This window comes from uncultured Streptococcus sp. (assembly GCF_915066115.1).
Lineage (GTDB): Bacteria > Bacillota > Bacilli > Lactobacillales > Streptococcaceae > Streptococcus.
Genome location: NZ_CAJZDT010000055.1, coordinates 1 through 11,105 on the forward strand (window position 1 = coordinate 1; position 11,105 = coordinate 11,105).

Below are 11,105 nucleotides of genomic sequence, written 5' to 3' on the forward strand. Positions count from 1 at the left end.
TCATACGTTCAATCATGTTACAGCGATAAGTAAAAATGATGAACTTTCTTAAGTTATGGAAATTCAAATAATCTTTTCATTTTCTAATACTTTATCATCAAATTGTTCAGCTAGTATAGTTGCTGAGTGATAAAGTTCCTTTGCTTTATTTTTATCATTTTCAAAATAAAGATAGCACTTAGCTTCAAATACTGAAATTCCAGGTTTATAGACTTGCAACGTTGTTACTGATAAAATTTCATTCATCTTTTTTACTAGAGATATCATATGTTTATAGTCATTATGAACAACATAAACAACCGCTATGGCACAAAGAACTGATAGTAGCTCTACATTATACATTTCATCACTAACTAATTGCTGTTTCAACAACTTAATCCGAAAATCATCTAATGCTCTCTTCTATAAATCAAGTCTTGACATTGCATAGCAAAATAATCAATTAATAGTAAATCATTGAATGTGTAAACTTGCTTTAGTGTTACTTGCTTAAAATAATCATCAAAAATATCTTCAGCGAAACTACCTGTCCCTGTTCTTATCAAGTCTAATATTCTTTCAATCAAGTCTAGACTCAGCAACTCTTCCTCAGGAAGAGCTAGTTCTTTATTTTCAAGAAAAGTATCTATCGGAACTTCTAATCGCTTAGATAAATATTGTAACTTAGTAATTGTTGGCAAGGATTGCCCAAGCTCAGTACGCATCAGCTGTTTGATTATTAAGTCAGCTTCTGTCCACAGACCTCTTCTCTCGTCAATTTGTGACGTTCACGTTTCTGTCTTACTCTATGACCAATTTCAGTTTTAATATCTGTTGTCATTCTTACCTCTAACCACAATCCATAAATTAACATACTTTTAATTCTTCGGCTAAAAATTAACAATAATTCTTTTTCAAATCCGTCATATTATTTTCCAAAACTTGGATGTCTTGGCTGACTTTGAGAATGACAATGCTGCCTTGAATACTGGAGATGACTTGACGGGCCTGCAACTGCGACCGTTCTTCTGACCAGTCAGCATGCAGGTCTTGCAAGAGGCTGGCTAACTTCTCTGTCCACTGGGTCATAAAATCATTGAGAGGACAGCGGAAGTTCTCATCTTCTGTGGACAATTCCACAATCAGATTACCAATTGGGCAACCATAAAAGACTGTCTGACTTTCATGAAATTGACAAACCCAGTCAATCATATCCGAAAACTTGTCACTGTCAGACTTGTCTGCTTCAAAAATATCTTCAAAAAGCTCTTTTCGCCACTTTGCTAAAATATCTTGAATGACCGTCAAACCAATTTCCTTCTTAGATTTGAAATAATAATAAAGCTGCCCCTTGCCAACATCAGCCACCTCCATGATGTCACTGATGGAGGTGGCATCATAACCCTTCTGATAAATCAATTCCTCAGCACTTTGTAAAATACGCTCTTTAACGCTCATCTGCTCACCTCTCTTTTTTCCTATTATAGCAGATTCAGAGTCTGAGACCAAACAATTGAAACCACCTCCTTTTGCCACTGTTTTATCATTAAAATTTTTGTTCTGAGCAAATTGATTTACAAATTCAATTCTAGATGTTATTATAATTGTACCGAACGGTCAGTATGTAACTAAAACTACCATTTGGAAAATCATCAAACTAACAGTCTAAATTCCTATTGGCTGTTAATCAAATCATATTAGGAGGAACCTCATGTTCAATCAGAAAAATGTCGCATTTGTTATCACAGACCCGCAAGTTGAATTCTTAAAATCTACTGGTAAAGGATTCGGAGCAACTAAAGATGTTCTTGAAAAAGTTAATACTATTGAAAATCTGACAAAGCTTTTCGCTCTTGCTAAAGAGCGTGGCTACAAGCGTTTTATCTCACCGCACTACTTCTATCCACACGATCACAAGTGGCAATTTAAAGCTGCTGGTGAAACGATGATGATTGAAAACGAAATGTTTTGGCGTGATAGCCAGTATTCAGCAATTCCAGAAGGCTCTGGAGCAGATATGATTGAAGAGATTAAACCATTTTTGGATGAAGATACTATTGTTGTCAACGGACATAAAATCTTTGGCCCAGAAAGCAACGACCTTAACCTTCAACTCCGCAAAAATGGTATCGACACCGTCATCTTGGCTGGTATGAATGCTAATCTCTGCGTGGATTCACACATGCGTGAACTCATAGAATTAGGCTACAATGTCATTGTTGTTAACGATGCTGTCGGTGCTCCAGGTGAAGAAGCCTACCAAGCTGCACTAACAAACTACGGCTACATTGCCAACCAAGTTTTGACAACTGAGGAAGTTATCGCTCAACTTTAGTATTAAAAACAAAATCAGGTAATCCTAGTGACTACCTGTTTTTCTATGTCTTAAGCATTTTGCCAATTTTCTTGGTCTTCTTTAAAGCTTTTTAGAAGGTCGAGCCCTTCTGGTGTGATGTAACCTTCTTCTTGAGCTAGGTGAATGAGTTCACTGTAGTTAGAAAGTGTTAACAGCTTAACACCAGCATCTGCAAAGTTTTTGTCTGCTTTTGGCAATTGGTAGCTGAAAATCGCTACAACTCCAAGCACATCTGCTCCTTCTCGCTTGGCTGCTGCCACGGCCTCGAGAACAGAACCACCTGTTGAAATAAGGTCTTCAACCACTACCATCTTTTGCCCCTGAGCTACGCGGCCTTCGATTTGGTTACCAGCTCCGTGGTCTTTTGGTTTGCTACGGATGTAGGCAAATGGCAAGTTCATCTTATCAGCAATAATAGCTCCGTGTGGAATCCCTGCTGTTGCAGTTCCTGCAATCACTTCTACCTCTGGAAAGGCTTCTTTGATAGCTTCCACAAAGCCATTTTCAATGAGGGTACGAGTTTCTGGATAGGCTAATGTCACACGGTTATCCGTGTAAATTGGCGACTTGATACCAGATGCCCAAGTGAAAGGCTCCTCTGGTTTGAGGTAAACTGCTTGAATTTTCAAGAGGTGGCTAGCGATATCTTTAGCAAGTGTCATGGTCTTCTCCTTTTGTTTTTCTAATCTAGTTCTTTAATTCCAGTCCTGTGTCCATTCATCCTTGATGGCATGATAAGCTGCAACAGGATTCTCAGCTTGGGTAATGGGACGTCCCACTACGATATAGTCACTACCGATTTGATAGGCATCAGCAGGTGTCATCACGCGTTTTTGGTCTCCAACTGCAGCACCTGCTGGACGAATGCCCGGTGTCAGACAGATAAAATCTGGATTGGTGGCCTGCTTGATGAGTTGCACTTCCTGAGCCGAGCAAACAACACCATCTAATCCCGCTTCAGCCGTCTTCTTGGCATAATGAATCACTGACTCCTGCAGACTGGTTTGGATATTTTGAAAATCCTTCATCTGAGCTTCTGAGGTTGATGTGAGCTGAGTGACAGCGATCAATTTGGCTTGACTTCCAAGACCTTCACGCGCAGCCTTCATCATCTCTACACCCCCAGCAGCATGAACATTTGTCATATCCACACCAAGCTGAGACAGGACCTTCATAGCTGATTTGACTGTATTGGGAATATCATGCAGCTTGAGATCCAAAAAGACACTGTGCCCCAGGCCTTTCAAGTAAGACACAATCTCAGGCCCCGTTGCGTAATAAAGCTCCATCCCTACCTTAAGATAAAGGCTTTCTTCTGCTGGAAAAAGAGCTAAGAATTCCTTGACCGCCTCAAAACTAGGAAAATCAAGAGCAATGACTGGACGATGTTCTCGCATAGGTTTCTCCTTTTACCTTTGCTAGTGAGAGAGTCTGGGCAACAGAAGCCACGAAAAAAGGAACCTGCCAACAGCAAGGTTCCACGAAAAATGGGTAGTCTCCACCCTTTCACCGTCTAACCTTAGCTGCCTCTCTGGACTGCTTTAAAGGTTTTTTACTATTCTATTATTTCTACTAACACTTGTCAAGTAAAAACATGGCAACTAAAGAGCTATAGAAGAAAAGGTAAACCTAGCGACGCGATGAACGTCGGGTCGTTTGGTTTTGATTGCCCTCTTCCTCCAGCTTTTTCCTTTCCTCTTCTAGTTTATTCTGCTGTTCTTCCAGTCTTTTCTTCTCTTCCTCTTTTTGTTTCTTCTCAGCTTCCTTAGCATCTTGTTTGGCTTTTTCCTCAGCCTCCATAATTAATTTATCCGCCACAGTGTAACTGTAAATTCCAGCTTCCATGTCAATCACACTCGGTTCTGACAATTGTGGCTTAATCTTACTGTAATATGGCAGTTTCTTACTCATTTCAGATAGAGGAACCAAGACCTCGTCCGAATCATTCATAGTCAATCGAATTAGATCTGATGTCACCTTGCTTGGGGCTAATTCCACCTTCTGGATAGCCGACTTGAGTTCTGGACTAATTTGAGCAAGTTCTGACGTAAAGGCTTTGATTTGTTCGCTGTTATTAAAGAGAACTGATATATAAGTTTCTGGCAGACTCACCAAACTTACCGCACTGGTCTCAAGCTGACCGCTTGAAAGGATTGGATAATGACTTTCTCCAGAAACATAGTAGGCCACAATATCATATTCCTTGACCTTGATTGTAAACTTGGTTGGAAATTGATAGACAAGCTGAGCTGATTCAACCCAATAGTTAGACTTGATCTGCTCTTCATATTTTGCCTTATCTAGCAGAAGGTTAATCGTATAATCCGAATCCTGAATGCCTGAAGCCTGTCGAATATCATCATCTGTAGTTTGCACTGTTCCCTCAACACGAATATCCTTCATGGTCGCATAAGGACTGAGCAAATAAGCAGAGACAATCAATAAAATCAGACTGAGAAACAAAATCGAGATAGCCCGCCAGATATGAACTCCTGGAATTTTCGGTTTGACCGGTTTTTCCTTTACAGGCTTTTTCTCTATTTTTTTATCCTGTTTATTCTGTTTCTTTAGCTCTTTGGATTTTGGTTCTTCTTTGACTACTTCTTTTTTAACGTCTTCTGACTCTTCTACTTTTTCTTCAGACTCTTCCTTAGCTGATTTTGGGTCTTTTGGATCAGATTCACCCTCTTGGTCCTCGGTTGCATCTGACTTTTCAGATTTTGAAGTCATTCGAGCTTGTCTTTCCTTTTCCTTCTCCTCAGCTAGGGCCGCCTCTTCCTCAGCCTTCTTTTTTAGGTATTCTTGGTTTCGTTTCTGCCATTCTGATAACTCTTTAAATTCTTCGAGGATTTCTTTGCCCTCATTTTTCTTATCTTTTGACATTTACTTTCCTTATGATAAATCTTTTTTCAACAATTGATAAAAATCTGCAAGAGATTTCAATTCAGTCGAAGCTTTCATGCTAGCTTGGTACTGATCCTTGTGACTAAGCAAGTGACTGAGTTTCTCCTCCAAGCTTTCCAAGGTCAAGTCACTTTCTTGAAGTTCTTCTGCATAGCCTTTCTTAACAAAGTAAGCCGCATTTTCAATCTGGTCTCCTCGACTTGCTTCACGACCCAATGGTACGATGAGATGGAGTTTCGCCATGGCCAAGAGCTCAAAAATCGTATTGGCACCGCCACGGGTCACCACCACATCTGCCATCTCCATCAAGGGTTGATAGAGATCCGTCACATAATCAACACGAAAGAGATTTTGACTCAACTCATTGAGGCTAGAATCTCCAGTGAGATTGATAATATTGTAGCGCTCTGTCAGTTCTTGCTTATGATCTGTCACCAATTGGTTAAAGACACGAGCTCCTGCAGAACCACCGACAAACAATACCGTTGGCAATTTAGGATCAAAGTGGGTTTGGATATCCACCAATTCATCTGGTTCTGAAGTTTTTTGATCTGAAACCTTGGTTACAGCTCCCACATGCTCAACTTTTGCAAGACTAGCAGGCTGCTCAAAGGTTGAATACATCTTTGTCGCAAATTTATAGGCGATTTTATTGGCCAAGCCCATAGATAGGTCAGATTCGTGAATAAAGACAGGCACTCCTGATACACGCGCTGCGATAACAGGCGGTACTGAGACAAAGCCTCCCTTTGAAAAAAGAGCCTGTGGACGAAGTCGTAACATGATAAAGAGTGACTGGACAATTCCCCAACCAACTTTGAAGACGTCCAGCATATTTTGCCAAGAGAAATAACGACGCAATTTCCCAGTCGCAATGGAATGGAAGGTGATATCTAGACCTGACTTGAGGATTTCTTGGTGTTCAATACCACGCTTATCCCCGATATAGTGGACTTCCCAGCCATCTTCGATAAACTTGGGCATTAACAAAAGGTTAAGGGTCACGTGTCCAACCGTCCCCCCACCTGTAAAGACAATTTTTTTCATATTATTCCTTTAACTCCGCTACTGTGTCGATAAAGAGGTCGCCACGTACTTCAAAGTTAGCATACATATCCCAGCTAGCATTGGCAGGACTGAGAAGAACCACATCTCCTTGAGTCGCAAGCTCATAGGCCTTGCTAGTCGCATCTGCAATATCTGTCGCATCCACATAAGCGACACCAGCCTTATCCGCTGCCCGTTTGACACGCTCAGCAGATTGACCGAGGATGACCATCTTCTTAAGTCCAGTAATGTCTGGCACCAATTCATCAAACTCATTGCCACGGTCCAAACCACCTGCAATCAAGATGACCTTGCTGTTGTCAAATCCTGACAAGGCTTTTTGAGTCGCCAAGATATTGGTTGACTTGCTATCATTATAGAATTTCACACCCTGAATTTCATCCACAAATTGGAGACGGTGTTTGACACCACCAAAGGCTGAAAGAGTTTCCTTAATGGTTTGATTGTCCACGCCACGGAGCTTGGCTACTGCAATCGTCGCAAGGGCATTTTCCACATTGTGACTGCCTGGAACTCCGATTTCACTAGCTGCCATGACCACTTCTCCACGGAAGTAGAGCTGGCCATCTTCCAAATAAGCTCCATCAACCTTTTCCTGTGTTGAAAACGGAACAACAGTAGCTTGTGTTTTGCTTGCCAATTCTTTTGCCAAGTCTTGGTTAAAGTTCAAGACAAGGAAATCAGCCGCTGTCATCTTGTTCTGGATATTCCACTTGGCTGCTACATATTCCTCAAAAGAACCATGATAATCGATATGAGTTGGCATGAGGTTGGTAATAACCGCAATCTCTGGATGGAATTCTTGCACACCCATGAGTTGGAAAGAAGAAAGTTCCATGACAAGCGTGTCCTTGTCTGACGCAGTTTGTGCCACTTGACTAGCTGGATAGCCGATATTTCCTGATAAAAGACCATGTTGCCCAGCAGCAGTCAAAACTTCCCCAATCATGGTCGTTGTGGTTGTTTTACCATTTGAACCGGTAATACCAACAATCGGTGCTTCAGAAATCAAATAAGCCAATTCCACCTCAGTCAAGACTGGAATTCCCTTGGCCAAAGCCTTTTCAATCATGGGATTACTGTATGGGATGCCTGGATTTTTCATCATAAGGGCAAACTCTTCATCCAAGAGTTCCAAAGGATGGCCACCTGTGATAACCTTAATCCCTTCTTCCAGTAAACTTTGGGCAGCTGGATTGTCCTCGAAAGGCTTCCCATCATTTACTGTCACAATGGCACCTAGCTTGTCCAACAAACGAGCTGCAGATTCACCAGATTTAGCCAAACCTAAAACAAGGACTTTCTTATTTTTAAATTGATCTATTACTTTCATGTCTCGAACTCCATTTCTACTCTTACTATTTTACCATTTTTATGGAAATAATTCTAAATGAAAATGCTCAGATTCAGCATTCTAACAAGCAAAAAGAGAGCCGAAACTCTCTTTTTATCTTCTTTTACTTTTATGGACCGACATGAGGGTAATATCTCGCAAGCTAAAGTATGCTAGGAAGAGCATGGCGATTGCGATAAAGAATTCTGTCGGTAGCTGAAAGATTTGCAGGACAGACAGCATCAGCAAAATCAAAAGTGCTACGAAAGCAAAGACGACAAGGACGATATTGACTGTCCCTTTAATGCTTTCTGGTGTCGCAAATACATAGAGTAGTAATAAGAGGATTCCTATGATTAAATAAACCATCTTTATCTCTTTCTAGCTCTTATTCAGCTGATTTTTTCTTCTTGTTAGCTTTCTCACGCTCTGCCTTGTTAAGGATTTGTTTACGCAAACGGATTGACTCAGGCGTTACTTCCATGTACTCATCATCGTTCAAGAACTCAAGAGACTCTTCAAGTGTCAAGATACGAGGAGTCTTGATAACAGCTGTTTGGTCCTTAGTAGCTGAACGAACGTTAGTCATTTGTTTCGCCTTAGTGATGTTAACTGTCAAGTCATTTTCACGAGAGTTTTCACCGATAATCATTCCTTCATAAACCTCAGTACCTGGGTTAACAAAGATTGTTCCTCGTTCTTCGATAGACATGATTGAGTAAGTTGTAGCCTTACCAGCATCGATAGAAACAAGGGCACCACGGTGACGACCACCAATTTCGCCTGGAATCAATGGCAAGTATTGGTCGAAGGTATGGTTCATGATACCGTAACCACGAGTCATTGACAAGAACTCAGTTGAGTATCCTATCAAACCACGCGCTGGAACAAGGAAGACCAAACGAGTTTGACCATTACCAGTTGAAATCATATCCAACATTTCACCCTTACGTTCAGAAAGGCTTTGGATAACAGATCCTTGGTATTCTTCTGGAGTGTCGATTTGAACACGTTCAAATGGTTCGCATTTAACACCATCGATTTCTTTTACGATAACTTCTGGACGAGATACTTGAAGTTCATATCCCTCACGACGCATTGTTTCGATAAGGATTGACAAGTGCAATTCTCCACGTCCTGAAACAGTCCATTTATCTGGTGAATCAGTTGGGTCAACACGAAGGGAAACGTCTGTTTGCAATTCTGCCTGCAAGCGTTCTTCCACCTTACGAGAAGTTACCCATTTACCTTCTTTACCAGCAAATGGTGAGTTGTTGACCAAGAAAGTCATTTGAAGAGTTGGCTCATCGATGTGTAGGATTGGAAGAGCTTCAACTGCATCTGTCGGAGTAATGGTTTCACCGACAAAGATATCTTCCATACCTGAAACGGCAATCAAGTCACCTGCTTTTGCTTCTTGGATTTCACGACGTTCCAAACCAAAGAAACCGAAGAGTTTTGTAACACGGAAGTTTTTAGTTGTGCCGTCAAGTTTAGAAAGGGTAACTTGGTCCCCAACTTTAACAGTACCACGGAAGACACGACCGATACCGATACGTCCAACGAAGTCGTTGTAGTCCAAAAGTGACACTTGGAACTGCAAAGGCTCATCTGAGTTATCTACTGGAGCTGGGATATGGTCGATAATTGTGTCAAAGATTGGCGCCATAGTCGCTTCTTGGTCAGCTGGATCATCTGACAATGAAGAAGTTCCGTTGATCGCAGAAGCATACACCACTGGGAAATCAAGCTGGTCGTCATCTGCACCAAGTTCGATGAAGAGTTCTAAGACTTCGTCCACTACTTCAGCTGGACGAGCTGATGGTTTATCGATTTTGTTAACAACAACGATTGGGACAAGGTCTTGTTCCAAAGCTTTTTTCAATACGAAACGAGTTTGTGGCATGGTTCCTTCGTAGGCATCTACGACCAAGACAACACCGTCAACCATTTTCATGATACGCTCAACTTCTCCACCGAAGTCCGCGTGTCCTGGTGTATCCATGATGTTGATACGAGTTCCGTTGTAGGCAACGGCTGTATTTTTAGCAAGGATGGTAATTCCACGCTCTTTTTCGATATCGTTTGAGTCCATAGCACGCTCGGCCAATTCAGTACGTGCATCAAGCGTTTCTGATTGTTTCAATAATTCGTCAACGAGGGTTGTTTTACCGTGGTCAACGTGGGCGATAATCGCAATGTTACGGATATCTTCTCTTAATTTTGTCATGATTTCCTCTATAATATTCAAAATTTATTTTCTAACTGAACGATTATACCATATTTTCAAGTAAATAACATAACTCAAGCAAGTGTAAATGTTTTCACTCTGCTTTTCTTTTCACGTCAAGCCTTTTCAAAGCAAGCGACTTATGATAAGATAGGCACAGTATGCGTTTAGATAATTTATTAGCCAAAGAAAAAATCAGCCGAAAGGCCATGAAACAAGCCTTACTTAAAGGAGAAATTCTAGTCGATGGTTGCCCAGCCCGCTCCCTAGCCCAAAATATCGATACAGGACTACAAGAACTCCTTTTTCAAGACCAAATCATTCAAGGCTATGAGCACACCTACCTTATGCTTCATAAACCTGCTGGTGTCGTTACAGCCAATAAAGACAGGGAACTTCCAACCATCATGGACCTCCTTTCGCCTGACATCCAGTCTGACAAGCTCTATGCCGTCGGCCGACTGGACCGAGATACGACAGGACTCCTCCTCGTGACCGATAACGGACCCTTGGGCTTTCAGCTCCTCCATCCCCAATATCATGTCGATAAGACTTATCGAGTTGAGGTTAATGGACTTCTGACACCTGACCATATCCAAGCCTTTCAAAAGGGAATTGTCTTTTTAGATGGTACTGTCTGTAAACCCGCAAGACTAGAGATTCTATCTGCAAGTCCTTCCTTCAGTCAAGCCTCTATTACCATTTCAGAAGGAAAATTTCATCAGGTCAAGAAAATGTTCCTCTCGGTTGGTGTCAAGGTGACCTCCCTCAAACGTACCTGTTTTGGACCTTGGAGCTTAGAGCAGAATCTTCAAGAAGGAGACTACCGTCCCCTAAACTCACAAGAGTTGACAAGCATTCGTGACTTACTCAGAAAAAGTGGTTAAAAAATGAGCTCGGAAACATCCAAGCTCGTTTTCTTATTTGTAATCAACCTACAAGGAAAAATTTATCAATCATTTCTTGTTTTAATTCTGGGGAATAGTAACGATTCTTCCCTTTTTTAACGATTTCTATTCCATAACGGTCAATTAATGTCACCATGTACTTTAGACCAGCAACATCCACTCCAAATCTTTTTGAAAGCAGGTTGAAGCTTTGTCCTTGTTTTCTTAGTTCATAGATCTGAACTTTATCTTCATAACTCAATTTCATAATAAAACACCCCAAAAGTTAGATTTTTTCTGTCTAACTTTTGGGGTGCAGTTCAGAGTCAGAGTTGTGTCTAACTTTTG

The 11,105-nt window shown here is 41.2% G+C and carries 12 protein-coding genes and 1 pseudogene; 2 read left to right on the top strand and 11 right to left on the bottom strand.

The window, feature by feature from the left end:
- Window positions 1–63: 63 nt before the first annotated feature.
- The 3 genes from QZ565_RS05095 to QZ565_RS05105 form a co-directional block, all read right to left on the bottom strand.
- Window positions 64–369: a hypothetical protein gene (locus QZ565_RS05095; RefSeq protein ID WP_165442212.1), complete on the bottom strand. Its 306-nt coding sequence runs from the start codon at window positions 367–369 to the stop codon at window positions 64–66.
- 20 nt (window positions 370–389) lie between these two features.
- On the bottom strand, window positions 390–704 hold the full coding sequence (locus QZ565_RS05100; protein WP_002880183.1) for a hypothetical protein: 315 nt from the start codon (window positions 702–704) through the stop codon (window positions 390–392).
- 172 nt (window positions 705–876) lie between these two features.
- A complete protein-coding gene (locus QZ565_RS05105; RefSeq protein ID WP_000111604.1) occupies window positions 877–1,437 on the bottom strand; it encodes a TetR/AcrR family transcriptional regulator in 561 nt (186 codons plus the stop codon).
- A 253-nt stretch (window positions 1,438–1,690) separates the two neighbouring features.
- Between QZ565_RS05105 and QZ565_RS05110 the strand changes: the two genes are divergently transcribed.
- Window positions 1,691–2,314 carry a cysteine hydrolase gene (locus QZ565_RS05110; RefSeq protein ID WP_000483067.1) on the top strand — a complete coding sequence of 208 codons (624 nt, stop codon included), beginning with the start codon at window positions 1,691–1,693 and terminating at the stop codon, window positions 2,312–2,314.
- A gap of 50 nt (window positions 2,315–2,364) precedes the next feature.
- Here QZ565_RS05110 and pyrE read toward each other — a convergent pair whose 3' ends face one another.
- The 7 genes from pyrE to typA form a co-directional block, all read right to left on the bottom strand.
- Window positions 2,365–2,997, bottom strand: coding sequence for an orotate phosphoribosyltransferase (pyrE, locus tag QZ565_RS05115; RefSeq protein WP_049510631.1), 633 nt, complete (start codon window positions 2,995–2,997; stop codon window positions 2,365–2,367).
- A 33-nt stretch (window positions 2,998–3,030) separates the two neighbouring features.
- Window positions 3,031–3,732, bottom strand: a complete 702-nt coding sequence (gene pyrF, locus QZ565_RS05120; protein ID WP_125409369.1) for an orotidine-5'-phosphate decarboxylase — start codon at window positions 3,730–3,732, stop codon at window positions 3,031–3,033.
- Window positions 3,733–3,964: 232 nt separating this feature from the next.
- Window positions 3,965–5,218, bottom strand: a complete 1,254-nt coding sequence (locus tag QZ565_RS05125) for a cell division protein FtsQ/DivIB (protein WP_295526469.1) — start codon at window positions 5,216–5,218, stop codon at window positions 3,965–3,967.
- A gap of 9 nt (window positions 5,219–5,227) precedes the next feature.
- Window positions 5,228–6,286, bottom strand: coding sequence for a UDP-N-acetylglucosamine--N-acetylmuramyl-(pentapeptide) pyrophosphoryl-undecaprenol N-acetylglucosamine transferase (locus tag QZ565_RS05130; protein ID WP_295526472.1), 1,059 nt, complete (start codon window positions 6,284–6,286; stop codon window positions 5,228–5,230).
- A gap of 1 nt (window position 6,287) precedes the next feature.
- Window positions 6,288–7,640, bottom strand: coding sequence for a UDP-N-acetylmuramoyl-L-alanine--D-glutamate ligase (gene murD, locus QZ565_RS05135; protein ID WP_295526474.1), 1,353 nt, complete (start codon window positions 7,638–7,640; stop codon window positions 6,288–6,290).
- Window positions 7,641–7,754: 114 nt separating this feature from the next.
- Window positions 7,755–8,009: a DUF3165 family protein gene (locus QZ565_RS05140; protein ID WP_000262657.1), complete on the bottom strand. Its 255-nt coding sequence runs from the start codon at window positions 8,007–8,009 to the stop codon at window positions 7,755–7,757.
- Between the two features lie 19 nt (window positions 8,010–8,028).
- On the bottom strand, window positions 8,029–9,870 hold the full coding sequence (typA, locus tag QZ565_RS05145) for a translational GTPase TypA (RefSeq protein WP_000164111.1): 1,842 nt from the start codon (window positions 9,868–9,870) through the stop codon (window positions 8,029–8,031).
- Window positions 9,871–10,031: 161 nt separating this feature from the next.
- On the opposite strand from typA, the gene QZ565_RS05150 reads away from it, so the two are divergent.
- Window positions 10,032–10,757 (top strand): 16S rRNA pseudouridine(516) synthase, encoded by a 726-nt coding sequence (locus tag QZ565_RS05150; RefSeq protein ID WP_295526485.1) that lies wholly within the window; start codon window positions 10,032–10,034, stop codon window positions 10,755–10,757.
- Window positions 10,758–10,818: 61 nt separating this feature from the next.
- Here QZ565_RS05150 and QZ565_RS05155 read toward each other — a convergent pair.
- A pseudogene (locus QZ565_RS05155) lies at window positions 10,819–11,025 on the bottom strand (IS3 family transposase); the annotation flags it as partial.
- Window positions 11,026–11,105: the final 80 nt, after the last annotated feature.